The organism is Cellulomonas sp. zg-ZUI22 (genome assembly GCF_017353535.1).
GTDB classification, from domain to species: Bacteria; Actinomycetota; Actinomycetes; order Actinomycetales; family Cellulomonadaceae; genus Cellulomonas; species Cellulomonas wangleii.
On record NZ_JAFMUZ010000001.1, the window covers coordinates 24,464 to 49,934 of the forward strand.

Annotated in this window: 28 protein-coding genes and 1 riboswitch; of the genes, 6 read left to right on the top strand and 22 right to left on the bottom strand. The window is 75.5% G+C overall.

Annotation, left to right across the window (positions count from 1 at the left end; all coding sequences use genetic code 11):
- Window positions 1-62: 62 nt before the first annotated feature.
- The 6 genes from J1G43_RS00130 to J1G43_RS00155 all read right to left on the bottom strand — a co-directional run bounded on the left by J1G43_RS00130 (window position 63) and on the right by J1G43_RS00155 (window position 2,988).
- Entirely contained in the window at window positions 63-644 is a 582-nt protein-coding gene (locus tag J1G43_RS00130) for a hypothetical protein (protein WP_207340255.1), read from the bottom strand.
- A complete protein-coding gene (locus tag J1G43_RS19495; protein WP_207369567.1) occupies window positions 641-1,291 on the bottom strand; it encodes a DUF6286 domain-containing protein in 651 nt (216 codons plus the stop codon). Before J1G43_RS19495 ends, J1G43_RS00130 begins: the two co-directional genes overlap by 4 nt.
- The gene (locus tag J1G43_RS00140) at window positions 1,288-1,677 is read right to left on the bottom strand and encodes an Asp23/Gls24 family envelope stress response protein (RefSeq protein ID WP_207340253.1); all 390 of its coding nucleotides are present in this window, start codon (window positions 1,675-1,677) and stop codon (window positions 1,288-1,290) included. Before J1G43_RS00140 ends, J1G43_RS19495 begins: the two co-directional genes overlap by 4 nt.
- A complete protein-coding gene (locus J1G43_RS00145) occupies window positions 1,670-1,846 on the bottom strand; it encodes a DUF2273 domain-containing protein (RefSeq protein WP_207340252.1) in 177 nt (58 codons plus the stop codon). Before J1G43_RS00145 ends, J1G43_RS00140 begins: the two co-directional genes overlap by 8 nt.
- A gap of 72 nt (window positions 1,847-1,918) precedes the next feature.
- The gene (locus J1G43_RS00150; protein ID WP_207340251.1) at window positions 1,919-2,485 is read right to left on the bottom strand and encodes a hypothetical protein; all 567 of its coding nucleotides are present in this window, start codon (window positions 2,483-2,485) and stop codon (window positions 1,919-1,921) included.
- Window positions 2,482-2,988, bottom strand: a complete 507-nt coding sequence (locus J1G43_RS00155) for an Asp23/Gls24 family envelope stress response protein (protein WP_207340250.1) — start codon at window positions 2,986-2,988, stop codon at window positions 2,482-2,484. The genes J1G43_RS00150 and J1G43_RS00155 overlap by 4 nt, the downstream gene beginning before the upstream one ends.
- A 197-nt stretch (window positions 2,989-3,185) precedes the next feature.
- On the opposite strand from J1G43_RS00155, the gene J1G43_RS00160 reads away from it, so the two are divergent.
- Window positions 3,186-3,767 carry an RNA polymerase sigma factor gene (locus tag J1G43_RS00160; RefSeq protein WP_207340249.1) on the top strand — a complete coding sequence of 194 codons (582 nt, stop codon included), beginning with the start codon at window positions 3,186-3,188 and terminating at the stop codon, window positions 3,765-3,767.
- A complete protein-coding gene (locus tag J1G43_RS00165; protein WP_207369569.1) occupies window positions 3,758-4,216 on the top strand; it encodes a hypothetical protein in 459 nt (152 codons plus the stop codon). The genes J1G43_RS00160 and J1G43_RS00165 overlap by 10 nt, the downstream gene beginning before the upstream one ends.
- A gap of 40 nt (window positions 4,217-4,256) precedes the next feature.
- Here the strand turns inward: J1G43_RS00165 and J1G43_RS00170 are convergent, their stop codons facing one another.
- Window positions 4,257-4,913 (bottom strand): hypothetical protein, encoded by a 657-nt coding sequence (locus J1G43_RS00170; RefSeq protein ID WP_207377706.1) that lies wholly within the window; start codon window positions 4,911-4,913, stop codon window positions 4,257-4,259.
- Window positions 4,914-4,993: 80 nt separating this feature from the next.
- On the opposite strand from J1G43_RS00170, the gene J1G43_RS00175 reads away from it, so the two are divergent.
- On the top strand, window positions 4,994-6,097 hold the full coding sequence (locus J1G43_RS00175; protein WP_207377707.1) for a GNAT family N-acetyltransferase: 1,104 nt from the start codon (window positions 4,994-4,996) through the stop codon (window positions 6,095-6,097).
- Window positions 6,098-6,100: 3 nt separating this feature from the next.
- Here J1G43_RS00175 and J1G43_RS00180 read toward each other — a convergent pair whose 3' ends face one another.
- The 4 genes from J1G43_RS00180 to J1G43_RS00195 are packed head-to-tail and all read right to left on the bottom strand — an operon-like array spanning window position 6,101 to window position 10,892.
- Entirely contained in the window at window positions 6,101-6,847 is a 747-nt protein-coding gene (locus J1G43_RS00180) for a hypothetical protein (RefSeq protein WP_207369572.1), read from the bottom strand.
- 57 nt (window positions 6,848-6,904) lie between these two features.
- Complete coding sequence (locus J1G43_RS00185; protein ID WP_207377708.1) at window positions 6,905-7,975, bottom strand: ABC transporter ATP-binding protein; 1,071 nt, start codon at window positions 7,973-7,975, stop codon at window positions 6,905-6,907.
- On the bottom strand, window positions 7,972-9,747 hold the full coding sequence (locus tag J1G43_RS00190; RefSeq protein WP_207377709.1) for an iron ABC transporter permease: 1,776 nt from the start codon (window positions 9,745-9,747) through the stop codon (window positions 7,972-7,974). The genes J1G43_RS00185 and J1G43_RS00190 overlap by 4 nt, the downstream gene beginning before the upstream one ends.
- Before the next feature lie 2 nt (window positions 9,748-9,749).
- Window positions 9,750-10,892 (bottom strand): thiamine ABC transporter substrate binding subunit, encoded by a 1,143-nt coding sequence (locus tag J1G43_RS00195; protein ID WP_207377710.1) that lies wholly within the window; start codon window positions 10,890-10,892, stop codon window positions 9,750-9,752.
- 79 nt (window positions 10,893-10,971) lie between these two features.
- Window positions 10,972-11,093, bottom strand: a riboswitch (TPP riboswitch).
- Window positions 11,094-11,169: 76 nt separating this feature from the next.
- Between J1G43_RS00195 and J1G43_RS00200 the strand changes: the two genes are divergently transcribed.
- Window positions 11,170-11,442 carry a DUF4235 domain-containing protein gene (locus J1G43_RS00200; RefSeq protein ID WP_207340241.1) on the top strand — a complete coding sequence of 91 codons (273 nt, stop codon included), beginning with the start codon at window positions 11,170-11,172 and terminating at the stop codon, window positions 11,440-11,442.
- A 27-nt stretch (window positions 11,443-11,469) separates the two neighbouring features.
- Here the strand turns inward: J1G43_RS00200 and mnhG are convergent, their stop codons facing one another.
- Genes mnhG through J1G43_RS00230 form a run of 6 tightly spaced genes read right to left on the bottom strand, consistent with a single transcriptional unit; the run spans window position 11,470 to window position 18,196 of the window.
- Window positions 11,470-11,853, bottom strand: a complete 384-nt coding sequence (gene mnhG / locus J1G43_RS00205) for a monovalent cation/H(+) antiporter subunit G (protein WP_207340240.1) — start codon at window positions 11,851-11,853, stop codon at window positions 11,470-11,472.
- Window positions 11,850-12,362 (bottom strand): monovalent cation/H+ antiporter complex subunit F, encoded by a 513-nt coding sequence (locus J1G43_RS00210; protein WP_207340239.1) that lies wholly within the window; start codon window positions 12,360-12,362, stop codon window positions 11,850-11,852. Before J1G43_RS00210 ends, mnhG begins: the two co-directional genes overlap by 4 nt.
- Window positions 12,359-12,934, bottom strand: a complete 576-nt coding sequence (locus J1G43_RS00215) for a Na+/H+ antiporter subunit E (RefSeq protein WP_207340238.1) — start codon at window positions 12,932-12,934, stop codon at window positions 12,359-12,361. The genes J1G43_RS00210 and J1G43_RS00215 overlap by 4 nt, the downstream gene beginning before the upstream one ends.
- The gene (locus tag J1G43_RS00220) at window positions 12,931-14,532 is read right to left on the bottom strand and encodes a Na+/H+ antiporter subunit D (RefSeq protein ID WP_207340237.1); all 1,602 of its coding nucleotides are present in this window, start codon (window positions 14,530-14,532) and stop codon (window positions 12,931-12,933) included. The genes J1G43_RS00215 and J1G43_RS00220 overlap by 4 nt, the downstream gene beginning before the upstream one ends.
- A complete protein-coding gene (locus tag J1G43_RS00225) occupies window positions 14,529-15,056 on the bottom strand; it encodes a Na(+)/H(+) antiporter subunit C (protein WP_207378240.1) in 528 nt (175 codons plus the stop codon). Before J1G43_RS00225 ends, J1G43_RS00220 begins: the two co-directional genes overlap by 4 nt.
- An 11-nt stretch (window positions 15,057-15,067) precedes the next feature.
- A complete protein-coding gene (locus J1G43_RS00230; RefSeq protein ID WP_207340236.1) occupies window positions 15,068-18,196 on the bottom strand; it encodes a Na+/H+ antiporter subunit A in 3,129 nt (1,042 codons plus the stop codon).
- A 461-nt stretch (window positions 18,197-18,657) separates the two neighbouring features.
- Here J1G43_RS00230 and J1G43_RS00235 point away from each other — a divergent pair, with 461 nt between their 5' ends.
- Window positions 18,658-20,922, top strand: a complete 2,265-nt coding sequence (locus J1G43_RS00235; protein ID WP_207377711.1) for a (Fe-S)-binding protein — start codon at window positions 18,658-18,660, stop codon at window positions 20,920-20,922.
- A 45-nt stretch (window positions 20,923-20,967) separates the two neighbouring features.
- Here the strand turns inward: J1G43_RS00235 and J1G43_RS00240 are convergent, their stop codons facing one another.
- The 3 genes from J1G43_RS00240 to J1G43_RS00250 all read right to left on the bottom strand — a co-directional run bounded on the left by J1G43_RS00240 (window position 20,968) and on the right by J1G43_RS00250 (window position 23,860).
- The gene (locus J1G43_RS00240) at window positions 20,968-22,389 is read right to left on the bottom strand and encodes a hypothetical protein (RefSeq protein ID WP_207377712.1); all 1,422 of its coding nucleotides are present in this window, start codon (window positions 22,387-22,389) and stop codon (window positions 20,968-20,970) included.
- Window positions 22,379-22,939: an RNA polymerase sigma factor gene (locus J1G43_RS00245; RefSeq protein ID WP_207377713.1), complete on the bottom strand. Its 561-nt coding sequence runs from the start codon at window positions 22,937-22,939 to the stop codon at window positions 22,379-22,381. The genes J1G43_RS00240 and J1G43_RS00245 overlap by 11 nt, the downstream gene beginning before the upstream one ends.
- Window positions 22,940-23,149: 210 nt before the next feature.
- The gene (locus J1G43_RS00250) at window positions 23,150-23,860 is read right to left on the bottom strand and encodes an ABC transporter permease (protein WP_207377714.1); all 711 of its coding nucleotides are present in this window, start codon (window positions 23,858-23,860) and stop codon (window positions 23,150-23,152) included.
- 37 nt (window positions 23,861-23,897) lie between these two features.
- On the opposite strand from J1G43_RS00250, the gene J1G43_RS00255 reads away from it, so the two are divergent.
- Window positions 23,898-24,068, top strand: coding sequence for a LuxR C-terminal-related transcriptional regulator (locus J1G43_RS00255; RefSeq protein WP_307859425.1), 171 nt, complete (start codon window positions 23,898-23,900; stop codon window positions 24,066-24,068).
- A gap of 46 nt (window positions 24,069-24,114) precedes the next feature.
- Here J1G43_RS00255 and J1G43_RS00260 read toward each other — a convergent pair whose 3' ends face one another.
- The gene (locus J1G43_RS00260; protein WP_207340234.1) at window positions 24,115-25,089 is read right to left on the bottom strand and encodes an SRPBCC family protein; all 975 of its coding nucleotides are present in this window, start codon (window positions 25,087-25,089) and stop codon (window positions 24,115-24,117) included.
- Window positions 25,086-25,334 (bottom strand): hypothetical protein, encoded by a 249-nt coding sequence (locus tag J1G43_RS00265; RefSeq protein WP_207340233.1) that lies wholly within the window; start codon window positions 25,332-25,334, stop codon window positions 25,086-25,088. Before J1G43_RS00265 ends, J1G43_RS00260 begins: the two co-directional genes overlap by 4 nt.
- Window positions 25,335-25,471 lie beyond the last annotated feature (137 nt).

Consider the following 25,471-nt stretch of genomic DNA (forward strand, 5'->3'; position numbering starts at 1 on the left):
GCCCCCCGCCCCGGTCCTGCGTCTCCCCCGCCGCGGGGTGCGGCGCGTGGCCCCGTGCGGGGTCACCGCACGCGCGGTCCCTCGCGCGCCCGGCGCCGGACGGCCAGGTGGGTCCGTGCGGACATGCCGCGCAACCCACCGACGTCCCGCGCGCGCATGACCAGCGCGGCGACGTCCTTCCCGAGCTCGGGCAGGTCCGCCTGCGGGTCGACCTGCAGCGTGCTGACCAGCACGTCCCGGCCGCGCTCCCGGTCGAGCTGCGCGCGCGCCCCGACGACCCCCGGCAGCCGCCGCGCCTCCTGCGCGACGTGCCCGGCCAGCGCCGCGGCGTCCAGGGTGAGCCGGCCCGACCCGTCCGACCCGCTGAGAGCGAGCGTGCGGACACGCGGGGTGCGCAGGTGCGCCAGCAGCCACCACAGCGCGAGCAGTCCGAGCAGCACACCGCTGACCGTCGCCACACCGCCGAACCACGACCGGTCCACCACCTCGTCGGCCCGCCCGGCGTCCAGCGCGCTGGGCGTCCGCGACCACCAGTCACCGAGCAGCCCGGACCACCACAGCACGGCCGCCACCCCGGCCGCGAGCAGCACGAGCCCGACGAGCAGCGCAGCCGCCCGGTTCACGGCCCGCACGCCGCGCGTCACCGGACACCCCCCGGGTCGGTGCTGCGTCGCGTGCGGACCACGACCCGCGGCGCCTTCGCAAGGGCCGAGAGCCGCTCGGACACGGCGGCCCGGATCAGGCCCTCGAGCCCGGGCCCGCCGTCGGTCGTCGCCCGGACCGTCACGGCCCGCCGGCCCCAGGTGCTCGTGACCTCGAGGACCCCGTCGACCTGGGCGGCGGCCCCGGACGCGAGCCTCGCCACGTCCTGACCCAGCAGGTACTGCCCCCCGCCCGCGGCGAGCGGCAGCCCCGGGCGACGGCGACGGCGCAGCGCGATGACCACGAGGCGCAGCCCGACCAGACCGACGAGCACCCCGATCAGCGCGACCTCCCAGGTCGGCCGGATGTCGCCGACGGCGTCCGCGGCACTGAGCACCCACGAGCCGCCGTCGAGCACGCGCAGCGCCACGAGCCCGTCGTGCACCAGCACGACCGCGAGGCCCAGGGCGACCAGCGCGAGCACGACGCCCACCCACGCCACGGCGCCCGCGGGCCGCGGTGCCGCGAGCGGGACCGGGTCGGGGGCGGCCGCGGCCGGGACCTCCGTCACCGGCGGCCACGACGTCGGAGCCGGGTCCTCGGCCCGCCGGCGTGCACGGGCACGTCGCGAGTCGGCCGTCGCGCTCACCGCACACGCTCCGTGACGACGCGTGCGGGGTCGGTGACCGCCACGACCCGGACGTCGACGCGATCGGTCCGCACCCCCGCGAACCGCGTCACCGCGTCACCGACCGCCTCCCGTACCCGGCGCGCGGTCGTGACGGCCGATGCGGGCCAGGCGATGGCGACGTCCACCTCGACCTGCGCACGCGTCCCGCGCGTCCGCGCGGTCGCGGCGGGCAGGTCCCGCCCGAGCAGGCCGGACGACGTGCTCGCGACGCCGGGCACCCGGGCGGCGGCCGCCACCGCGACCTTCTGCACGACCCGGTCCGCCACGTCGAGCGCACCGCGTCGCGCCGGGTCCTCGGCGACGTCCGCGGGTGCGGCGGCACCCGGCGGCGCCGTGTCAGCCACGACGGCCCCCCGTCAGGGCGGCCAGGTCGATCCGGCCCTCGACGACGGCGCCCACCACCCACCCGACGGCGCCGAGCACCACGGCGAGCAGGAAGCCGTTGAAACCGCCGATGATCGCCGCGAGGGCCAGCAGCAGACCGGTCAGCAGACCGGCCAGGGACAGGGACATGGGTGCTCCTCGGTTCGGGACGTGCGGCCATCGGACGGGCGTGGGGGGGCGACCGCCACGGGCCGCCAGGACTCAGGGGGCCAGGTCGTCGACCACGACGTGCACCTGCCCGCCCACGGCGTCGTGCACCCGCTGGTGCACGGTCGCGGCGAGCTCGCGCAGGTCACCGCCGAGCCGGGCGACGACGTGGACCTCGGTGCGGGCGCCGTCCGGGGTGCGGCGGCTGCGGACGCCCGCCACCCGCCGTCCCGGCAGGTGCGTGGCGATCTCCCCGAACGCCCCGCCGTACAGCCCCGCGACCCCCGGCACCGCGAGCGCGGCAGCGGCGGCCCGCTCGGCGGGGTCGGGCGGGCGCGGTGGCGGGACCGGCGCGGTCGGTGACGGGCCCGGGGACGGTGACGGCGTCGGGCCCGGGACCGGCGGGGCCGCTGCGCCACCCACCGCGACCGGGGGCAGGGGCAGCGCGGGCACGGGAGGTGGCACGGCCTGCGCCGCCACGTCCGCAGGGTCGGCGACGGGCTCGACGTCCACCACGTCGACGTCCTGCGGCCCCGCGCCCTGCGGCGCGACGACCACGATCGTCTCCTCCCGCACCGCGACGACGACGGGCTCCTCGTCGTCCGGCTGGTCGGTGCTCATGCCACGCGCGGCTCGGGCGCCGGCTCGGGCTGCGGGTCGTCCTGCGGCAGGTGGACGTCGTTGACGCTGATGTTCACCTCGATGACGTGCAGACCGGTCATGCGCTCCACGGACGTGATGATGTTGCGACGGACCCCCTCGGCGAGGTCCACGACGGAGACGCCGTACTCGGCCACGAGGTCGACGTCGATGGCGGCCTCACGCTCGCCCACCTCGACGCTGATGCCCTGTGCGTGGTTGGTGGTGCCGCCGGGGATGCGCTCGCGGATCGCGCTGAACGCGCGCGCCGCGCCGCCGCCGAGCGAGTGCACGCCCGCGACGTCCGCTGCGGCGATGCCGGCGATCTTCGCGACGACGCCGTCGGCGATGCTGGTGGTGCCGTACTCGGTCTGCAGCGGTGTGCTGCCGCCCCCGGTGCGGGACGGGCCCGAGGTGCCGCTGTTGCCGACGCGCGAGGCGCGGTTCTCGGTGACGACGGCCGGGGTGGTGGTCTGCTCGCTCATGGGTGCTCCTCGTGCGGTGGTGCGGCGGCCCGTCGGTGCGGGACGCCGCGGATGCCGGCCGGCAGGGTCACGCCGACACTGGGTGAGTGCCTCCTCGCGCAGGGACGTCACGGTCGGACGGGTGTGACGTAGATCACGTTACGCTCGGTGCCGTCGCTGCGCCCGCGGCCGGACCGGCACCCCCGGCCGGCGGTCCCGTGGCCCCCGCCGCCGACGTCGCGCCGTCGGCGAGCCCCGACGCCGTGCTGCTCGAGCGCGCCGCACTGGGCGACCACGCCGCGTTCGCGCTGCTCGTCGAGCGCCACGGTCCGTCGCTCTACCGGTACGCGCGGCGGCTGCTGCCCTCCGCCCAGGACGCCGAGGACGCGGTGCAGGACGCACTGACGGCCGCATGGCTCGGCGCCGAGGGGTACCGCGGTGAGGCGGGCGTGCGCACCTGGTTGTTCGGCATCCAGACCAACTGCGTGCGCCGCGCCGCCCGCCGCCGCGCCCACGTCCCGTCCCCGGTCGACGACCCCGACCAGGGTCCCGCGGCCGACCGCGCCGCCCCTGGGGACGATCCGGTCGAGCGGCTGCTGGCCACCGACCTGCGGGCCGCGCTCGACCGTGCGCTGCTGGACCTGCCGGGGCCGCAGCGCGCGGTCTGGCTGCTGGTCGAGGTCGAGGGCCTGTCCTACGCCGACGCCGCGCACGCGCTGCGCACCAGCCACGCGGCGGTGCGCGGCGCGCTCGAGCGCGCCCGCCACACGCTGAGCAGGAGGTTCGCCGCATGGCGATGAACGACGACGCACCACCTCCGGGCGACGACCTGCTCGCCCTGGCCACGGCGCAGCTGCGCACGCACACCGACGCCGGCTGGGTGGCCGTCGCCCCGCGGCTGCTCGCCTCGGCCCTCGCCGCCGTGCGGCCCACCCAGCCCGTGCGGGGCCGGCACCCCCGCGGCGCGTACACCGTCACCGCGGGCGCGCTGCGCACGTCGGTGCGCGCCCTGCTGGAGCCCGACCGGCGGCTGCGGGTGCGGCGCGTCATGTTCCGCACCGGTGCCGACGACGCCCTCGAGGAGGCGCTGGTCGAGGTCTCGGCCGCCTACCTGCAGCCGCTCGCCCCGCTGGCGGCCGACGTCCGCCGCGCGGTGCTGCACCACCTGCGCGACGTCCTCGGTGACCCCGACCTGCCCGGTGCGGTCGTCACGGTGGACGTGCTGGTCACCGACGTGCACCGGACCTGAGACGCACCGGCCGGAGCGCGCGGCGCGGGTGACGCGTGCGTCAGCGCACGTCGACCGGGCGCTCCCAGACGCGCCCGTCCATCTGTCGGAAGCCGACGCGCTCCAGGTAGCGCACCGACCCGGGCGGGGTGGTCGGCACGACCAGCCGCCGCAGACCGTGCGCGGCGAAGACGTCCGAGTGCCGGTACACGAACTCCCCCGGCGTGAAGTCACGGAACCGCGGCGTCACCCAGTCGAGCACGACGACGCCCGTGCCGTCACCGGCGTCGCGCACCAGGACGACACCGACCGTCTCGTCGCCGCGCACGACGAGGAACGCGAGGTCGACGCCCGGTCCGTCGCCGACCGGGCCCGCGTCCTCGACGCCCGGGGCCGGTGCCGTGCGGTGCCGCGCGACGTCCGCCGCGTGCACCGCGAGCACGTGCCGCAGGTACGCGTCGTCCGGGGCCACCTCGACCACCGCGTACACGGCCTCGTCGCCGCGCTCGCGGCCCAGGCGCCACAGCCAGTACACGTCGATGACCGCGATCGCCCCGTTCATCGCGGCGAACGCCCAGATGCCGAAGACCGCGTTGTACGCGGTGGCCAGCACGGCTCCGACCAGGTTCATCACGCGGAACCGCCACACGCGGGCCTGCATCAGCGACAGGACGACGAGCACCGACCCGACCCAGCCCACGACCTCCCACCACGGCACGGTCGCAGGTTACGCCCCACCGGTCGCCCCACCTGCGCAAAGACGTCGACACGGGACGCCGGTGTGCGGATGCTGGACGCATGACGACCTGGTCCCTGCGCGAGATGCCCGTGCCCGAGTCCCTCGACGCCCCCGACGCATGGCTCCTGCACGGGATGGTCGAGGTGCGCAACGAGACGATCCGCGCGACGTGGGGCACGGACGACTTCGCGATCACCGCACCGCGCGCCCTGTCGCTGCTGCGCCACGGCGAGTACACGCGACGGCTGCGGGTCCTCGCGGTCGACGACACCACCGACGCCCCTGACCCGGCCCGCGTGCTGGGCACGGCCGGCCTGGACCTGCCGCAGACGGACAACACGCACACCGGGTGGCTCGGCGTCTCCGTCCGCCCGGCGCACCGGGGCCGCGGCGTGGGTGCCGCGCTGCACGCGGCGGTGCTCGACGCCGCCCGCGCGGAGGGCCGCACGCACCTCATGGCGGAGACCGAGCAGGACGTCGAGCCGTCGCCCGGCCCGGGCGCCCTGGGCGCCCCGACCGGCTCGGGCCTGCTGTCGCGCGACGACCCCGCGGTGCGGTTCGCGCTGGCGCGCGGCTGGCGGCTCGAGCAGGTGGCCCGCCACTCGCGGCTGGAGCTGCCGCTCGACCCGGACGCCGTCGAGGCGCACCGGGCTGCTGCCGCCGCGGTCGCGGGACCCGACTACCGGACCGTCACCTGGCAGGACGCGACACCCGACGCGTGGGCCGACCAGCTCGCCGCGCTGCGCACCAGCATGAGCACCGACGAGCCGACCGCCGGTCTGGACGTGGGCCAGGAGGCCTGGGACGCGGCGCGGGTGCGCAGCGAGGACGCGGAGACCCTGGAGCGGGGCGAGCAGCTGCTGACCACGGCCGTCGAGCACGTGCCCACCGGCCGCCTCGTCGCCTACTCCCAGCTGCTGGCACCGTCGCACACCGACGAGTTCGTGTGGCAGGAGGACACCCTGGTGCAGCGCGAGCACCGCGGCCACCGCCTGGGCATGCTCGTCAAGGCCGTGCAGCTGCAGGAGCTGGCCCGCCGCCGGCCGTCGGTCAGGCGCATCAGCACGTGGAACGCCGAGGAGAACCGCTGGATGCTCGCCATCAACGTGGCGCTGGGCTTCCGACCGGCCGGCGGCTCCGGGGTCTGGCAGACGACGCTCTGACGCTCACGCGCCTGCGGCGGGCTGCGGGGCGACCGACCACCAGCCGTCCCAGCGACGCCGCGCCTCGGCCATCACCGCGTCGTCGAGGCCGTAGGTGGACATCGTGACGTCGACGGTGCCGTGCGGCGGGCGCTCGACGGGCGGCCTGATGAGCAGCACGAGCAGCGACTCGGCGATGCCGTGCAGGTGGATGCCCACCTGGTGCTCCGACTTGTAGACGAGCGTGCCGCCCACGCGCGACCCGTCGGGCCGGGCGGCCTCCACGTGCGCCCGCACCGGCAGGCCCCGCACACCGTGCAGCCCGGCGCGGAACAGCAGGGGGTCGTGGCGGTCGCCGGCGTCCAGGCCGTGCGCCAGCAGGGTGACGCGGTCCTCCCCGGGGTGCACGTCGAGCGCGAACGCCAGCTGGTGGACGAACTGGATCCAGCCCTCGTCCATCTCGTCGAAGACCCCGTCGAACGTCGACAGGCCGTCGTGGCTGCGGCGCGTGACGCTCACCCGGGAGCGCGCGTCGTCCAGCGCGGTCACGGTCATCCGGTCGTGGTGGGGCCACAGCAGGGAGCGCGTGGAGCCACCGTGGTGGTGCTCCCGCGCCTCGTCGCGGAAGATCTGGGCGATCTCCGCGTCCAGGCCGTCATAGTCCCAGCCGAACCACCGCCGGATCAGGCGCGGGTCCCGCAGGTGCTCCCAGACGGTGTCGGCGGGGGCGTGGACGTCGACCGACACGACCTCACGCGGCTGGAGCTCCATGGGCGGCCACCTCGTTGCTCTCGGTGCGCCGGGCTGCGGTGCCCGGTGGCTCCGACGTTAGCCCGGGAGCCCGGCGACCGCAGCGGCGTCGGCGTGCAGGGCGACACGCACCCCCGGGGGGCACGTCCACCCCGCCGGTGCGAGCGCGCTGACGCGTCCGACGCCGTCGACGTCGACCACGACCTCGGTGCGTCCGCGGCGCGAGCGCAGCGCGTGCACGGTGCCGGTGACGTCGGCGGTGCGCGCGTCACCCCCGACGTCGGGCGCGACGACGAACGCCCCGGCCGCCAGCGCCAGCACACCCCCGGCGCGCACCGGCGCCGTCCCCGCCGCGTCGACCGCGGAGACGAGGGCCCGCACGGCCGGCGGCGCGCCGGTACCGGGGCCGGGCACGGCCACGAACGCCTCATAGCCGAGGAACCGCGCGACGTCCCGGGACGCGGGCCGCGCCCACAGCTCGGCGGGCGCGGCGACCTGCAGCAGCCGGCCCGCGGCCATGACGGCCACCCGGTCGGCCACCGCGAACGCCTCGTCCTGGTCGTGCGTGACGAACAGGGCCGTCGTCGCGGTCGCCGTCAGCACCGCGCGCAGGTCCGCGGCGAGGCGCTCGCGCAGCGCACGGTCCAGTGCGGACAGCGGCTCGTCGAGCAGCAGCAGCCGGGGCCGGGGGGCGAGCGCGCGCGCGAGCGCGACCCGCTGCCGCTCACCGCCGGACAGCGTGCCCACGGCGCGGCGCTGCGTGCCGGGCAGCCCGACGAGGTCGAGCAGCTCGGCCACCCGGGCCTCGCGGGCGGCACGGTCCCGCCGCACCGTGGCCGGCAGCCCGTACGCGACGTTGCCCGTGACGTCGCGGTGCGCGAAGAGCTGGCCGTCCTGGAACAGCAGGCCGAACCCGCGCCGGTGCACCGGGACGTCCACCACCGAGACGCCGTCCCAGGCCACGTCACCCCCGGACAGCGGCTCGAGCCCCGCCACCGCGCGCAGCAGCGAGGACTTGCCGCAGCCGGAGGGTCCCAGCAGCGCGACGACCTCCCCGGTCGGCACGCTCAGGTCCACCCCCGCGACGGCCGCGGACGCCGCCCCGGGGTACCGCACGACGACCTCCGCGACCTGCAGCCCGTCGCTCACCACGCACCTCCGGTCCCGGGGCGGCGCAGCCGCTCGCACACCGCCACGATGCTCGCCGTCAGGGCGGCGAGCAGCACCGACGCCGCCAGTGCGGCGCCGTAGTTCTCGGCCCCGGGGCGCCCCAGCAGCCGGAAGATCACGACGGGCAGCGTCGGGTCCTGCGGCCGCGCCAGGAACGACGTGGCACCGAACTCCCCCAGCGACGCGGCGAACGCGAACCCGAGCGCCAGCCCGACGGCCCGCAGCGCGACCGCCAGGTCCACCGTCCGCAGCACCCGTCCGGGTGCGGCACCCAGGGTCGCGGCGACCTCACGCTGCCGCGGGTCCACGGCACGCAGCACGGGCAGCACGGTGCGCACCACCAGGGGCACGGCGACGACGGCCTGCGCCACCGCGACCAGCACGGGGCTGGTCCGCAGGTCCACGGGCAGCCCCAGCGGTGCGTCCATCGACACCAGGAACCCGAAGCCGACGGTCACGGCCGACACCCCGAGCGGCAGCATGAACAGCGCGTCCAGCCCGGCGACGGCCCGGCGGGCGGCGGTGCGCCGCGGGCGGCGCGACACGAGCAGGGCCACGAGCCCGCCGACCACCAGGGCGAGCACGGTGGCGTCGACGGCGGTGCGCACCGACGTCCCGGCGGCCTGCCACGCGCTGACGGCCAGCGTGTCCTGCGGCACGGCCAGTGCGGCGTAGTTGTCCAGGCCCCAACCGCGCGGGGTGCGCAGCGAGCGCACGACGAGGTGCACCAGCGGCAGCGCGAGCAGCCCGGCGACGGTGAGCGCAGTGACGGCGACCGCGACGGCGTCGATCGGGTCGCGCAGCCGCACGGGGCGGGCGTCCGCCGCGGTACCGCCGAGGGTGGGGGCCGCCTCGGTGCGGGCGCGGGCGCGCCCGGCCAGGGCGAGCGCCGCCACGACCACGACGAGCTGCACGACGGACAGCACGGCGGCGGCACGCAGGTCGAGGAACTGCGTGGTCTGGATCCAGATCTCGGTCTCGACCGTGCCGTACCGGCGCCCGCCCAGCACCAGGACCGTGCCGAACGCGGTCGCGCAGAACAGGAACACCAGGGACGCCGCGGAGGCGATCGCGGGGCCCAGCGCCGGCAGCGTCACCGTCCGCAGCACGCGCCACGGCGAGGCACCGAGTGCCCGGGCCGCCTGCTCGGCTCGCGGGTCGAGCCGCTCCCACAGGCCGCCGACGGTGCGCACCACCACCGCGTAGTTGAAGAACACCAGCGCCAGGACGATCGCCGCGAACGAGCCGTCCAGGCCCAGCCCGCCCAGCAGGCCGCCGTCCACCAGCAGCGAGCGGAAGGCGACGCCGACCACGACCGTGGGCAGCACGAACGGCACCGTGACGAACGCGCGCAGCGCCCCGCGCCCGGGGAACCGGCAGCGGTACAGCAGGTACGCGCCCGGCACGCCCAGCAGCACGGCGCCCAGGGTCCCCAGCCCGGCCTGCGCGAGCGTCTGCCCGACCACGCGCCACGTCCGCGGGCGGGTGAGCACGTCACCGAACCCGGTCAGGTCGAGGCGCCCGTCGGCGACGAACCCCCGCCCGACGATCTCCGCGACGGGCCACACGAAGAACACCGCGAGGAAGAGCAGAGGCAGACCGGCCGCCACGGCCCACGCCACGCGGACGCCCCACCCGGTGCGCGGTCCGCGTCGCCGCGGCGCGCCGCCACCCGCCGGCCCGGCACCGGGGCGGGGGCCCGGGTGCGGGTCGGCGGGGTCGACGGCGAGCGCCGCGGCGGGGACGGGCACGGTCAGCCGATCACCGTGTCGGACCACGTGGCGAGCCACTGCTCGCGGTGCGCGGTGACGTCGGCGGGTGCGACCTCGAACGGGTCGTCGGCCAGCGGGGCCCACGCGGCCCACTCCTGCGGCAGCTCGACCGTCGAGCTCACGGGGTACATGTACATCGACCCCGGGATGTCCGCCTGGACGTCGTCCGAGAGCAGGAAGTCGAGCAGCGCCGCGGCACCCTCCGGGTTGGCGGCACCCGCCAGCACACCCGCGTACTCCACCTGGCGGAAGCACGTGTCGAGCAGCGCGCGGGTGGTCGGGGCGTCGGCACCGTCGGGCACCGTGAACGGCGGCGACGACGCGTAGGACAGCACGACGGGCCGCGGGCCGTCGCCGCCGCCGGCGGTGAAGTCGGTGTAGTACGCCTCGGACCACCCGTCGGCCACCTGCAGGCCGTTGTCCCGCAGGCCCGCCCAGTAGTCCGCCCAGCCGTCCTCGCCGAACGCCCCGACGGTGGCGAGCAGGAACGCCAGCCCCGGGGACGACGTGACGGGGTCCGGCACCACGACGAGGTCGCGGTACGCCGGGTCCAGCAGCGACTCGAGCGTCGTGGGCTCCGGGACGCCGCGCTCCGCGAACCAGGCCGTGTCGACGTTGAGGCAGACGTCACCGAGGTCCACCGCGGTCAGCGCTCCGGCGTCGTCGCCGGGCACCGCGTACGCGGCGGCGTCCTGCGCCGCCGGGGCCGTGAGCTCGGCCGGCACCAGGACGCCCTCGTCGAGCGCGCGCGACGCGAACGCGTTGTCGATGCCGAACACCAGGTCGCCCAGCGGGGCGTCCTTGGTGAGCACGAGCTGGTTCACCAGGGCGCCCGCGTCGGCCTGCTGCACCACCTCGACGCGCAGCCCCGACTCCTCCTCGAACTGCTCGAGCAGACCGTCGGACAGCGCGAAGGACTCGTGCGTCACCAGCGTGACGGTGCCGGCGCCGTCCGTCGGGTCGTCCGCCGCGCCACTGCCGACGGCGGAGCAGGCCGTCAGCGCGACGAGGCCGGCGGTGGCGACGAGGCCCGCCGCCGCGCGCCGGGCCGGGGTGGTGCGGCGCCGGGTCGTGCCGTGCTGAGGGCTGCCGTGCTGAGGGCTGCGCGCCCGGGGGGTGGTCATGCGTGTGGTCCTCCGTCGTCGTCGGAGGGGTCCCGCGCCGCCGTCCCACGGCGCTCGCCGCACGGACGACACCACGGGAGGAGAGACAAGCCCGACTCCCTACGCCGGTATCACCCGGATCAGGTTCGAGGGTCTGCGGTGGTCCGCACTCTCAGCGTCCTGCCACCGTCACCGGCGACCGACGCTCCCCTGTCGTTCGCGGACGATCCTAGCCCCGACCTGTGCGCCGGCCGGATCCCGGGTAGCGTCCCTGCAGGCGACGACGACGGAGGAGAACATGTCGGACGACGGGAACAAGCAGTCGATGACCGCGAAGATCGTGGGCGCGGGGGTCACCCTCGTCGCCGCGTGGGCGGTCCAGAAGCTGATCGACGCGGTCTGGACCAGGACCAAGGGGCACAAGCCGCCGTCGCCGGACTCCACGGAGCCCGACATCAAGTTCGGCGAGGTCGCGACCGCGGCGGCGATCAGCGGTGCCGCGATCTCGCTGTCGCGCGTGCTGGCGACGCGCGGCGCCGCGAAGCTCGCCGGGCGCGCCGCCCGGCGCTGACCCGCTGCTGCGACGCCCGGGGACCGCTCAGTCGTCCCCGGGCGTCCGGCCGGGGCGCGTCTCCCCGAGGTCGCGGGACAGCTCGTCGACCACCAGCAGGTCGTTGCGGACCTTGCCGGTGCGGAAGCCCGCCCGGCCGACCATGTGCGCGGCGACGGGTGCGGTGAGCATCTGGAAGATCGCGACGAGCACCAGGGCCCACACGGCCCCGCCCTCGCGCAGGCGCAGCGCCAGGCCGATCAGCACGAGGATCAGCCCGAGCACCTGCGGCTTCGTGCCGGCGTGCATGCGCGACAGCAGGTCGGGGAAGCGCAGGGCGCCGACCCCGGCGGCGAACGCGAAGAACGCGCCGCCCAGCAGGCAGACGATCGAGGCGACGTCCGCCACGGTGCCCCACGTGTCCTGGCTCATCGCGTCTCCTCGTCGGCCGGGCCGCCGTGGTGCTCGGGGTCCGGTTCCTTCTCGACGGTCTCGCGGGCGCTCGGGGCCACGGCCTCGTGGACCGCGGGCTCGCGCGCGCCCGCCCCGTCCGCGGCGGCGTCCTCGGCGGCGCGACGCCGGCGGCGGCGCGCCTGCTCCTCCTCCTGCTCGAGGCGGCGCTTCTCGGCCTCCTCGGCGGCGACCTCCTCGCGCGTGCGCACCCGCCCCTCGCCCTCGGGCTCGACGGCGGCGAACCGCGCGACGGTGACCGACCCGACGAAGCCCACGAGGGACAGCACCACGAGCAGCGGAACGACGTCGGCGCGCCGGTAGTAGGCCGCGTACAGGGCGATCGCGGCGATCATCGTCGTGACGACGATGTCGAGCGCGACCGTGCGGTCGAGCATCGACGGGCCCTTCTCGGCCCGCACGATCGCGAGCAGCGCACCGAGCGTCAGCAGGACGCCGCAGACGCCGACGACGACGTCGAACACGTTCACCGGGACGTCACCTCCCCCGCGCGGCGCGAGCGCTGCAGCCCCGCCTCCGCGAGCTCCTCGTCGGACGCGAGCGCGCGCAGCAGCCGCGCCTCCTGGTCGAGCACGTTCTGCCGCGCCTTCTCGACACCACCGCTGGTCTCGACGTCCAGGACGTGCACGTACAGCCGCCCCGTGAGTCGGTGCGCCTCGACGATGATCGAGCCGGGGACCAGCGAGACGAGCTCGGCGGTCAGCGTGAGGTACAGGTCCGAGTGGCTGCGCAGCTGCACGCAGATCACCGCACCGCGCGGGGTGTGCCGCGGCCGCAGCGCGACCAGGCTGACCTCGAACGACGCGCGGACCAGGTCGAGCGCGAACCGGCCCAGCAGCACGAGCAGCCCGACGGGGTGGACGCGGCCGCGGAACTCGACGCGCGTCATGCGCAGGCCGGCGGTGACCAGCAGGCCCAGCAGCACGCCGTTGACGACGTTGCCCCAGGTGACCTGGCCCCACAGCAGGACCCACACGACGGTGAGCCACAGCACGGTGGCCCACTGGAAGCGCCAGCCGGCGCGGCGCGGGTGCAGGCTCACCGGTCACCCCCGCCGCTCTCGGCGTCCTGCGTCGCGGGCACCACGTCCTCGTCGACCTCCGAGTCCTCGGCCGCGCGCTGCGACTCGCCCTCGCCGCGCTCCCCGTCGGGCAGCACCGCCTCGATGTACGGCGAGCGGTCCGCGAGGGTCTGGGCGGCCCGGCCCGTGTACGCGTACAGCGGTCCGGCGAAGACGGTGAGCGCCAGGCTGACGACGACCAGGGTCGCCGTGGGGACCACCATGTGCGCGGGCACGTGGTTGGCCGGCAGCTCCTCCGGCGGGCTCTGCCAGAACGCCTTGTTCCACGCCTTGATCAGCGCGTACAGGGTGAGCAGCGAGGTGACGACCGACCCGACGACCAGGGCGTACCCCAGCGGGGTCCCGAGCGCGACACCCGCCTCGAGCAGCCCGACCTTGCCGAGGAACCCGGAGAACGGCGGGATGCCGCCGAGGTTCATCGCGGGCACGAAGAACAGCACGGCCAGCACCGGCGTCATCTTGGCGAGCCCGCCCAGCCGGTCGAGCGACGTGGTCCCGCCGAAGCGTTCGATCAGGCCGACGACGAGGAACAGGGCCGTCTGCACGGTGATGTGGTGCACGACGTAGTAGATGGCCGCGGTCCAGCCGAGCACGCTGCCCAGCGCGACCCCGAACACCATGTAGCCGATGTGGCTGACGAGGGTGAACGAGAGCAGACGTTTGACGTCGTCCTGCGCGACCGCCCCCAGGATGCCCACGAGCATCGTGGCCAGGGCGACGCCCATGAGGATGTCGTCGAGCTGCCCGCCGGGGAACAGCAGGGTCTGGGTGCGGATGATCGCGTAGACGCCGACCTTGGTCAGCAGGCCCGCGAACACGGCCGTGACCGGCGCGGGCGCGGTCGGGTAGGAGTCCGGCAGCCAGGACGACAGCGGGAACACGGCCGCCTTGATGCCGAAGGCCAGCAGCAGCATCGCCTGCAGCATGGTGCGCACGCCGGGGTCGACCTCCGGCAGGCGCAGCGCGAGCTGCGCGAGGTTCACGGTGCCCGTCGCCGCGTACACCGCCGCGATCGCGACGAGGAAGAGCACCGACGACAGGATCGCGACGACCACGTAGATGGTGCCCGCGCGGATGCGCTCGGTGGTGCCCGACAGCGTGATGAGCACGTACGACGCGGCGAGCAGGATCTCGAAGCCGACGTAGATGTTGAACAGGTCGCCCGACAGGAACGCGTTGGCGACGCCCGCCGACAGCACCAGGTACGTGGGGTGGAAGATCGAGATGGGGGCGAACCGCTCCCCGTCCTCCCGGCCCTGCGCCAGCGAGTACACCAGGACGCAGAGGATCACCACGGACGAGACCGTGAGCATGAGGGCCGACAGGCGGTCGGCGACGAGGCTGATGCCCACCGGCGCCGCCCAGTCCCCGACCTCCACGACGACCGGCCCCGAGTCGGCCAGCACGAGCAGCGCACCGGACACCACGGCGACGAGCGCCAGGGTCACGAGCGAGACGATGCGCTGCAGCCGGGGCCTGCGGTAGAGCGCGAGCGCCAGGCCCGCCGCCGACAGCGGCAGGACCACGGGCAGGGGGACGAGCCAGCTCCAGTCGGTCATCGTCCCTCCTCCCCGTGCGTGTGGCTGGTGGCCGGCGGCGGCCGTTCGGCGGGCGCCCCGTCGAAGGCCTCTCCCTCGTCCATCTCGTCGCGGGCGGCGGCGGCCTCCTCGTCGAGCGTCTCGCCCTCGGACTCGGTGTCGTCGTCCTCGAAGGCGCGTTCGTCACGCGCCGCGAGGCGGGCGATGCGCCGGTCCTCGACGTCGTCCTGCACCTCGTCGTGGCGGTGCAGCTGCCACGACCGGTACGCCATGGCCAGCAGGAACGCCGTCAGCCCGAGCGTGATGACGATGGCCGTGAGGATCAGCGCCTGCGGCAGCGGGTCGCTCATGGGGCGGTCGGACGCGACCCCGATGATCGGGGGCGCCCCGGCGGCCCCACCGGCGACGAGGATCAGCAGGTTCGTGCCGTTCCCGAGCAGGATGATGCCCAGCAGGATGCGCGTGAGGCTGCGCTCGAGGACCAGGTACACGCCGACCGTGAACAGCGCGGCGATCGTCACGACGAAGACGATGTTGGGGCTCATGACGATGTCGGTCACGCGGCACCCCCCGCGCCCGGTCCGCCGGAGAAGTCGTCCGAGCGCCGCTCCACCGGGTCGTACCCGGAGGCGTTGAGCCCGCGCAGCAGCACGAGCTGGTCGTCGCCGCTGACGGCGTGGTCCGGCACGTCGTCCTCGCCGGACTCGGCCCGCCGGTCGATCTCGGCACCCAGGCTGCGCAGGATGTCGAGCACCAGGCCGACGACCACCAGGTACACCCCCACGTCGAAGAACAGGCTGGTGACGAGCTTGACGTCGCCCCAGATCGGCAGCTGGAACTCGAGGATCCAGGACTCCAGCACGTTGCCGCCGACGACCAGCGCGGCCAGGCCGGCGCCGGCGGACAGGAACAGGCCCGTGCCCAGCAGCACACCGGGCTGCACCGGCGCGGCCTCACCGAGCTCGTAGCGCCCGCCCGCGAGGTACCGCACGGCCAGCGCGATGCCCGTGACCAGACCGGCCGCGAACCCGCCGCCGGGCTGGTTGTGCCCGCTGAACAGCAGGAACGCCGAGTACACGATCATCGTGTGGAACAGCAGGCGCACGACGACCTCGAAGATCACCGAGCGGCGCTGGGGGGCGACGGTGCGTCCGGCGCGCAGCCACTCCCGGGCGCGTGACCCGCCCACGGGGGCGCTGCCGCGCGAGGGGGGCGGCGTGTCCGCGTCGGCGTCGGCCTGCGGGCGGCGCAGCGACGCCATCGGGTCGGGCGACCCGCCCCACACCGAGCGGTCCGCCGGGGCCTCGCGCTCCCGGAAGATGCGCCCGCCGCGGGCGGACAGGAACACCAGGGAGGCGACACCGGTGGCCGCGACGAGCAGCACCGAGATCTCGCCCATCGTGTCCCACGCGCGGATGTCGACGAGCGTGACGTTGACGATGTTCTTGCCGCCGCCGAACTCGTAGGCCTCGGTGGCGAAGTCCGCGGAGACCGGCGCGTGCACGCGTGCCGACGGGGCGACCAGGGCGACCCCGGCGACGACGAGCCCGACCGCGAGGGCCAGCGCGAGCCGGACCCAGCGGGACGTGGCCAGCGGCCGGTCCGAGAAGTACGGGGGCAGGCGGCGCAGCACCAGCACGAAGACGACGAGCGTGACCGTCTCGACCAGCACCTGCGTGACCGCGAGGTCCGGGGCGCCGTAGAGCAGGAACATGCCGGCGATGGCGTAACCGCTGATGCCGGCCAGGATGACGGCCTTGAGGCGGCGACGCGCGCGGGCGACCAGGATCGCCGCGACGATCGAGGCCGCCGCGAACACCGTCTGGGCCGCGTAGTCCCAGGGGCGCACCTCCTGCGGCCACGACGTGCCGGTCAGCAGCGCACCGCCGACGGCGACGACCCAGGTGGTGAGGATGATGCCGAGGTACAGCGGCAGCGACCCGCGCTGGGTGATCGCGGTGACGTCCGCGGCGAAGTCGTCGAGCTTGCGCATGAAGCGGCGGTACGTGAGGTCCGCCTCGAGCAGGTGCGGGACACGCGCCTGCCAGCGCTCCACCTTGTCGCGTGCGAGGAACAGCAGCCCGCCCGCCCCGAGGATGCCGACCGTGAGCCAGAGCACCAGGCCGAACCCGCCCCACAGCAGCAGGTGGCCGGGCTCGCCCAGCGGGTACGTGGCCGCGTAGGGCTCGAGCAGCTGCTCCCCGAGGTGCGGCAGCAGCGCGACCGCCAGGCCGAGGAAGGACAGGACCAGCGCGGGCGCGGTGAGGAGGAACGACGGGCGCGTGACGGGGGCGGGTGCCACCGACTCGTCGCCGCCCGCGGCGAGCGACGTGGTCGTGGCGACACCCTCGGAGTCCTGGGTCTTGGACTGCGGGACCAGGGCGCCCTTGGTCGCGAACGCGCCCCACCACAGCCGCAGGCCGTAGGCGACGGTCAGCGCCGAGCCGACGACCACCGCGGCCAGGACGATCCAGCCCAGCGTGCCGTCCTCGAGGTGCGCGACGCCCTCGAGGCCCGCCTCCTTGGCGACGTACCCGGCGAACGGCGGCAGGCCGATCATCGAGGCGGTGGCCAGGCCGCCGGCCGCGGCCGTCCAGGGCAGGGCGCGCCCCACACCGGACAGGCGCCGTAGGTCACGGGTGCCGCACGCGACGTCGACCGTGCCGACCACGAGGAACAGCGTCGCCTTGAACATGGCGTGCGCACCGAGCATCGCCAGGCCGGCCAGGGCCGTGGCCTGCGTGCCGAGGCCGACGAGCAGCACGATGAGCCCGAGCTGGCTGACCGTGCCGAACGCGAGGATCAGCTTGAGGTCGTGCTGCCGCAGCGCGCGGTACCCGCCGAGGACGAGCGTGCCGGCGCCCAGCACCACGATCGTCCAGCGCCACACCGGCAGCTCCGCGTACGCGGGCGCGAACCGCGCGACCAGGTAGACGCCGGCCTTCACCATCGCGGCGGCGTGCAGGTACGCGCTGACGGGCGTCGGCGCGGCCATGGCGGCGGGCAGCCAGAAGTGGAACGGGATGAGCGCGGACTTGGTGGCCGCGCCGGCCAGCAGGCACGCGACGGCGGCCACGACAGCGGTGGAGGCCGCCGGCGGGTCGGCCATCAGCCCGGACAGCGAGTACGTGCCGGCGGCGTGACCCAGGATCACGACGCCCACCAGCATGGCGAGCCCGCCCGCGGTGGTGACGATGATCGCCTGCATGGCGGCGCGCCGGGACGCCTTGCGGTCGGCGTAGTGCCCGATGAGCAGGTACGACGTCACCGTCGTCAGCTCCCAGAACACGAACATCAGCAGCATGTCGTCGGCCGTGACCAGGCCGAGCATCGACCCCGCGAACGCGGTGAAGACCCCGCCGAACCGGCCCAGGCCGGACGCGGTGGGCGAGAAGTAGGCGGCGCAGTACACGAGGACGAGCGCGCCGACGCCCCCGACGACCAGGGTCATCAGCCACGACAGGGTGTCGAGCCGGAAGCTCAGCTCCAGCCCCAGCGCGGGGATCCACTCGACGACCTGCGAGGGCCCGCGGCCCGCCTGCACCTCGCTGGTCCAGCCCAGCGCCCAGACCGCGGCCGACGCGGGCGCCAGGGCCAGCGCCCAGAACGCCTTGCGCCCCCAGAGGCGGAACAGCGCGGGCGCGACGAGGGCCGCTGCGAGGTGGACCGTCAGCAGCAGCAGCACGTCCGGCTCCGTCCGTGTCGGGGGCGGTGGGTCGGTCGGGTCTTGTCGATGTGACCGGACGTCGTCGGCGACGACCGGGGGACGCTGTCCGACCCCACCTGCGCGGGACGGTCACGTCCCTGGCTGGAGAGGTGCGACCACCCACGGCGCGTGGCGACCAGCTCGTCCGGCAGGCGCAGGGCGGCGCTGGTCAGGCGCGTCGTGAGGGGTGCGGGGGACCCGTTGATCTTACCAACGGTCCGCCGTGGTCCCCGTGCCCGGGACGGCCCCGACGACCGACGTGGCCCATGTCACGCCACGAAACGGGCAGGTCGGGCGGGGTGGCGGTGCGCCGCCGCGCCCCCGGACCGCAGCGCGTCGACCCGCGGGCCGCGAGCCGCCGCGCGGCCGGGGCGGCGGCCCGGGGGTCGCCGCGGCGGGACGCGCCGTACGGCGGGCGCGACGGCGGCTAGGTTGGCCGGGTGAGCGGAGCGCAGGTGGTCGCGGTCGTCCTGGCGGCGGTGGCGACGGTCGTCGGGGTGGCGGTGTTCACCCGGGGTGTCGTCGTCATCGTGCGGACCGTGCGCACGGGTCGCCCGCTGCCCGGGCGCTGGGCGCCGGCGGGGCAGCGCCTGGCGACCCTCGTGCGTGAGGTGCTGGGCCACGGCCGGTTCCAGCAGCGGCCGGTCGTCCGGGCCGCGCACTGGGTCGTCATGGTGTCGTTCCCGGTGCTGGTGGTGACGCTGCTGACGGGGTACGGGCAGCTCGTGGACCCCCGCTACGGGCTGCCGCTCGTCGGCCACTGGGCGCCGCTGGAGTGGGCGGTCGAGGCGTTCGCGTGGCTGGGGCTGCTGGGCATCGGGTACCTGATCGTGCTGCGGCAGCGCATCCGGCCGCGCGCGTCCGAGCCGGAGGGCGAGCAGCGCCGGTCGCGGTTCTTCGGGTCGAACCAGGCGTGGGCGTACGTCGTCGAGGCGACGATCCTGCTGGTGGTGCTGGCGGTCCTGGTGCTGCGCGGGCTGGAGTACGCGCTCGGCGTGCAGGACGGCGAGGCGTGGGCGACGGCCCTGCACTTCCCCCTGACCGCGTGGTTCGGCGCGTCGTGGGTCCCCGTGGCACCCGCGACGCTCGAGACGGCCGTGCTCGTCGTCGCGCTGGTCAAGATCCTCGTGTCGATGGCGTGGTTCGTCGTCGTCGGCTCGTTGCCGACCATGGGGGTGGCGTGGCACCGGTTCCTCGCGGTCGTCAACGTGTACGCCCGGCGCGAGCCGGACGGGACGCCGGCGCTCGGCCCACTGGTGCCGCTGCGTGACGCGGCCGGCGAGCCCCTGGACCTGACGGCGGTCGACGACCTGCCCGAGGACCTGCGCCTGGGCGTCGGCGCGGTCGAGGACCTGCCGTGGAAGGGCCTGCTCGACGCCGCGACGTGCACCGAGTGCGGCCGCTGCCAGGACCAGTGCCCGGCGTGGGCCACGGGCAAGCCGCTGAACCCGAAGCTCGTCATGCTCGCGCTGCGCGACCAGGCCGCCGCGACCGCGCCCTACGTGCGGGCGGCGCGGGCCGCGGGGGCGTCGGACGACGCGAAGGCCGACCCGCACCTGGGCGTGGACCTCGTCGCGTCCGGCGTCATCGACCCCGACGTGCTGTGGTCGTGCACCACGTGCGGGGCGTGCGTGCAGCAGTGCCCGGTGGACATCGAGCACGTCGACACGATCGTCGACATCCGCCGCTACCAGACGCTCATGGAGTCGGCCTTCCCGGCGGAGCTGGGCGGCACGTTCACCAAGATGGAGCGGCGCGGCAACCCGTGGGGCCTGCCCGCGCGGCAGCGCCTCGACTGGGCCAAGGGCCTGGACTTCGACGTGCCGGTCGTCGGCGTGGACGTCGAGTCCGCGGCCGACGTCGACTGGCTGTTCTGGGTGGGCTGCGCCGGCGCCTTCGAGGACCGCGCCAAGAAGACCACGCGGGCGGTCGCCGAGCTGCTGCACGCTGCCGACGTCAGGTTCGCGGTGCTGGGCGACGGCGAGACCTGCACGGGCGACCCGGCCCGCCGCGCCGGCAACGAGGCGCTCTACCAGATGCTCGCCGCGCAGAACGTCGAGACGCTGAACGAGGTCGGCGCGCAGCGGATCGTCGTGACGTGCGCGCACTGCTTCAACACGATCTCCCGCGAGTACCCCACGATGGGCGGGCGGTACGAGGTCCTGCACCACACGCAGCTGCTCGACACGCTGGTCACCGAGGGGCGCCTGCGCTTCGCGCCGGGTACCGGTGACGACGGCACGGGCACCACGGTGACGTACCACGACCCGTGCTACCTCGGCCGGCACAACCAGGTCTACGAGCCCCCGCGTGAGCTGCTCGCCGCCGCCGGGGTCACGGTCGCCGAGATGCCGCGCAACCGCGAGACGTCCTTCTGCTGCGGCGCCGGCGGGGCGCGCATGTGGATGGAGGAGACGATCGGCGAGCGCATCGGCACGGTGCGGGCGGCCGAGGCCGTCGCCACGGGCGCGTCCGCCATCGCCACCGCGTGCCCGTTCTGCACGGTCATGCTGAACGACGGGGTCGCGGCGCACGCGCGAGCGGGGACCGACGCGGACCGGCCGGCGCCGGGCGACGCGGCCGCGACCGGCACCGAGGAGCCTGCCGGGCCGCGCCGACCCGCCGACGTCCGCCCGCAGGTCGGCGTCCCGGAGGTCGCCGACATCGCCGTGCTGCTGCGGGACCGGCTGGCGCCCCGTCCCTGATCGGCGGCACCCACCGGGGGTGTCACCGGCCGCCGCACCCCCGGGTCACGGGACGACGCGCTCCACGAGCTGAGGCATCGCCCCGAGCCTCAGGTCGGACTCGACGGCCGGTGCGACCAGACGGACGGCACCCGTCGCGTCGTCGACGCGCCACCACTGACCGCCGGTCGTCTCCTCGTAGCAGACGTCACCGGTCCACAGCAGGAGCCCGTCGCGGCCCGGCTGGACCCCGCACACGGTGTCGACCATCTCGGGTGACAGCGGGACCTCCACGGAACCACGGCCGTCGATCCACTGGTAGGCGCCGCCGTAGCAGAAGTCGTAGCAGTCGCCCGAGCCCGAGACCAACGGCGCCCCGATGTGGACGACGACCCCGTCACGCACGTGCGACCCCCGCCACGGCACCGGTCCGTCGCTGTCGATCGCCTGCAGGGTCCGGGGAAGGCCGCCCGCCGCGTCGAGGCGCACCACCTGGCCGCCGTGCTCGTCGTGGTACCACATCGAGGTGGAGTCAGCCGGCTGCGGGTCCACGCACGACGCGAGCACGCCCGTGCTGTCGAGCCAGCCCGTGGACGTGCACTGCTGGCCCGCGGGCAGCGCGAGCACCGTCACGTCCCCCGTCCGGAGGTCGACGGCGGCCAACGAGAGGTCGCCGCGATCGCCGACGACGGTCCGGCCGTCCGGGGAGAGCACACCGGAGATCAGCGGCACCTCGAGCTCCCGTGCCGGGCCCTGCGCCGGCAGCACGTACAGCATCGGGGACGCGGCACCCCACCACCGCGCCCACACCTCACCGTCGGCGGTGGACCCGAGCCACTGGACCTCGGCGGGCAGGCGGTCGTCGCTCGTGACCTCGCCCGTGCGCAGGTCGAGCCAGCCCGCCCCACCGCTGCCGAAGGCGACGCGTGCGACGTCCGGTCGTTCCCACCGCACGGGGATCGCCCGCCGCTCGGCGAGGTCGAGCAGGTGGTACAGCTCCCCGGTCGGTGCCGAGACCGCGAGGGAGACCCGCTCCCCGTCACCCGGCACCGGCTCGTACAGCCCCGACGCGTACCTGACGAGGAACCACCCAGGGCCGGTCTGCTCGAGCAGGCCCTCGGGAGCCCGGTACATCGCCGGCAGGCCCGGCAGGTTCACCGGTTCGAGCGCCGGTGCGCTGGGCTCCGGGACGGGCGTCGGCACCGCGGTCGCGGAGGGGGCAGGGGTCGCCTCGGAGGTGGGCACGGGTGTGGGCGTGTGCGCGGGCTGCGGCACGGGCCGGTCCTGCAGCCCGAACACGGCGCCGGCACCCACGACGACGACGACGGCGGCGGCCAGGGCCGCGTGCCCCGCCGTGCGGCGACGTCGCGCGCCGCGGACGCGAGCCGTCAGCGCGGCGATGTCGGCCGGGCTGACGCCGTGGCGCGACTCGTGCTCCGTCTGGACGCGCAGCGCACCCTCGATGCGTGTGGTCAGGTCATCGTGCACGGCGCTCCCCTTCCTTCTCGACGAGCCGCACGGGCACCTGCTCCCCGTCGCGGGCCACGGTGCGTGTCCCCAGCAGCGCGTCGAGCGTCGCGACGCCGTCGGAGACGTAGCGCTTGACCGCCCCCTCGCTCACGCCCAGCAGCCGCGCGGTCTGCGCCACCGACAGGTCGTCGAGGTGACGGAGCACGACGCACGCGCGCTGCTGCGGTGAGAGCCCGCCGAGTGCGGCGGCCACGTCACGGTCCAGCACGTCCGACTGCAGCTCGACCGTGGCCGGCGCGACGTGCGCCGACCGCTCGACCGCGGCGCGCTCACGCACGGCCCGTCGGGCCTGGTCGACGAACCGCGAGGCCACGGCCCGCCGGACGTACGCCTCGGCCTGCGGGACGGAGCCGAACGACGCCCGCGCGGAGAAGGTGCTCACGAGGGCGTCGTGCAGCACGTCCTGCGCCTGCGCGCGGTCGCCGGTGAGGATGGTCGCGTACGCGACCAGGGCGCCGTACCGCTCCTGCACCAGCTGCTCGAGCATGGGCGCCCACGCCCGGCTCACGTCTCCACCATCCCGACCACCCTCCGGTCACCGTCATCTACCACCACAACGACACAGCGGGCGCCCAGGTTGTGGGTGAGTGGACACCCAGGTGCACACGTGGTCCGGACGGGTGACGTGCCGGCGGCGCGTGGCCCCGCGTCGACGGGCGGCCCGAGGTACCGCGCTCGGTGGTCGAGTGCCGTGCTCGGCCGCGGTGAGGCGGGCCCGTCAGCCGCGACGGGTGACCACCTCGCGGCGCGCCGCCAGCAGGGCGACCGCGCCCAGCAGCACCGCGCTGCCCACCACCCAAACGACGTGCAGCGCGACGGGCTGCGTGGCCGCGCCGGTGAACACCGCGACGTCGGACGCCGGCATGACGGCCCGGTACGCGAGCTGGCCGAAGTGGAAGGTCGGCAGGTACGGCGCGACGTCCCCGATGACGGCCGGCAGCTCCGACAGCGGGAAGAAGAAGCCCGACGCGAACGCCAGCGGCAGGAACAGCAGGTTCGCCATGACGGTGGCCGCGCGCGGCCGCGCGAGGTAGGCGATCGCGAAGCCGAGGGTGCTGAACACCAGCACGCCGGCCGTCATGATCCCGGCGAACGCCGCCCACCGGCCCACGTCGAGCCGCACGCCGCCGGCCAGGGCCGCGAGCAGGCCCGTGCCGGCCACGATCAGCAGCGCGTGCACCGCCGCGGTCAGGGACGTACCGCCCAGGTACGCCGCCGTGGGGAACGGCGTCGCCCGCAGGGTCCGCAGCCAGCCGCGGCCCCGGTCCTTGGCGACGTTCTCCCCGAACGTGAACAGCGCGAGCGAGACGACGCCGTCCGCCGGGTCGCCGCCGGCGAGCGGCTGTGGCAGCCGGCCGTCACCGACCGGCTGCTGCGCGCGCTGCTCGACCGGCGCCCTGCTGGACGGCGCCGCCGGGGCCGACGGCATCGAGAACCCCGAGCCGCTGACCGCGCGGGAGCTCGACGTGCTGCGGTTGCTCGCCGCGGGCTGGTCGAACCGGGAGATCGCGCAGACGCTGCACCTCGCCCCGGGCACCGTGAAGAACCACGTCTCGGCGGTGCTGCTCAAGCTCGGTGTGCGGGACCGGACGCGGGCGGTGCTGCGCGCTCTCGACCTGGGTCTGCTCGGCCCCTGACGGCGCGGGACGTGCCGCGCGCCGGCCCGCCCGCTCGTCGAAGGGTTCAGCGCAGCGCGCGCGAGATGCTGCCGAGCTTCTGGAGCACCATCTGCCGGTACATCCACCGGCCGACGGGCCGCAGCACCCAGCCGACGAGCCGACGCCACCCGTGGCGGGGCAGCCAGCGCACCGTGACGTCGAGGCGCGTGCCGGCGCCGGACGGGCTGAGCGCGACGGCCAGGCGCTGGATCGCGGCGCCGCCGTCGCGGTCGGGGCGCGCGATCTCCCACTCCACGAGCCGGCCCTCGTCGCGGGTGACGACCGTGAGCAGCTGGCGGCGCATGTCCGCCGGGACGCGCTTGCCGCCGTCCTCCTCGCTGCGCAGCACGCACAGCAGGGACCCGTCCGGCCGCTGGGTCACGGTGCTGTACCAGGGGTCCCACTCGGTGCGGCGGGCGGGGTCGGCGAGCAGCGCCCACACCCGCTCGGGCGCCGCGGGTACCCAGCCGTCGCACGTGAGCGTGCGCCACGGCGACCACGCGGGGTCGTCGGCGTAGAGCGGGTCGCTCGGCGTCGGGGCGGGCCGCCACGCGTCCGCCGCAGCGCGCACCGCGTCGGGAACGACGTCCAGCGCCGCGAGCATCTCGACGACGAGACCGCTCGGCTCGTCGACGAGGATGCGCAGGAGCGCCCGGTCGTCGGCCGAGAGCTCGCTCATCCGGCGGATCAGACGTTCGACGCGCGGTGAGAGCGGCAGCGAGGGCGCGGCGACCACGTCCAGCGCCCGCGGCGGCGTCGGGGTGACGGCGACGCCCGCACCGGCGAGCCGGTCGGCATGGACCCTGGCGGCGGCGCGCCGGGCCGCGTCGAGGCTCACCCCGGCGGCGCGCAGGCTCTCCCCCGCCGGACCGCCGATGGCGGCGAGCGCGACGACGAGGTGGTCGAGGTCGACCTCGGCGTGGCCGACGCGGTGGGCCTCCTCCTGCGCCGCCGTCACCGTCTGCTGCCAGCGGGACAGGGCATCGTTGACGCGGCTCATGTGCGGTTCCTCCGGGGGACGTCGATGGTCGGATCGATGCGCTTGGCGTACTTCTTGTGCACGGCCTGCCGGGTGACGCCGAGGGCGTCGGCGATCTCCTGCCAGCTCATGCCGGCGCGGAGGGCCGCCTCCACCTGGCGCAGCTCGTAGGAGTCGACGAGCACGCGCAGGGAGGACACGGCGCGCAGTCCGCGCAACGGGTCGGACGTGTCGCCGGCGACGGAGGCGATCTCGGGCTGCTTCACGGTTGTCAACCTAGGTTGCTGCCCGGACTCTGTCAACCAAGGTTGCCAGCGGCCGGGTCAGCGGGCGGGCCAGTGCTGAACGACGGGTCGCGACGCACGCGCGGGCGACGGCGGACACCGCGGCGGACGGCACCACG

Coding starts and splice junctions, on each gene's coding strand:
- J1G43_RS00165 (WP_207369569.1), top strand. CDS start 3,758: ATGGCGATGAACGACGACGCACCACCTCCGGGCGACGACCTGCTCGCC.
- J1G43_RS00225 (WP_207378240.1), bottom strand. CDS start 15,056: ATGAGCCCCAACATCGTCTTCGTCGTGACGATCGCCGCGCTGTTCACG.
- J1G43_RS00200 (WP_207340241.1), top strand. CDS start 11,170: ATGTCGGACGACGGGAACAAGCAGTCGATGACCGCGAAGATCGTGGGC.
- J1G43_RS00145 (WP_207340252.1), bottom strand. CDS start 1,846: ATGTCCCTGTCCCTGGCCGGTCTGCTGACCGGTCTGCTGCTGGCCCTC.
- J1G43_RS00180 (WP_207369572.1), bottom strand. CDS start 6,847: ATGGAGCTCCAGCCGCGTGAGGTCGTGTCGGTCGACGTCCACGCCCCC.
- mnhG (WP_207340240.1), bottom strand. CDS start 11,853: ATGAGCCAGGACACGTGGGGCACCGTGGCGGACGTCGCCTCGATCGTC.
- J1G43_RS00220 (WP_207340237.1), bottom strand. CDS start 14,532: ATGACCGACTGGAGCTGGCTCGTCCCCCTGCCCGTGGTCCTGCCGCTG.
- J1G43_RS00150 (WP_207340251.1), bottom strand. CDS start 2,485: ATGAGCACCGACCAGCCGGACGACGAGGAGCCCGTCGTCGTCGCGGTG.
- J1G43_RS00195 (WP_207377710.1), bottom strand. CDS start 10,892: ATGACCACCCCCCGGGCGCGCAGCCCTCAGCACGGCAGCCCTCAGCAC.
- J1G43_RS00260 (WP_207340234.1), bottom strand. CDS start 25,089: ATGAGCCGCGTCAACGATGCCCTGTCCCGCTGGCAGCAGACGGTGACG.
- J1G43_RS00175 (WP_207377707.1), top strand. CDS start 4,994: ATGACGACCTGGTCCCTGCGCGAGATGCCCGTGCCCGAGTCCCTCGAC.
- J1G43_RS00155 (WP_207340250.1), bottom strand. CDS start 2,988: ATGAGCGAGCAGACCACCACCCCGGCCGTCGTCACCGAGAACCGCGCC.
- J1G43_RS00250 (WP_207377714.1), bottom strand. CDS start 23,860: ATGCCGTCGGCCCCGGCGGCGCCGTCCAGCAGGGCGCCGGTCGAGCAG.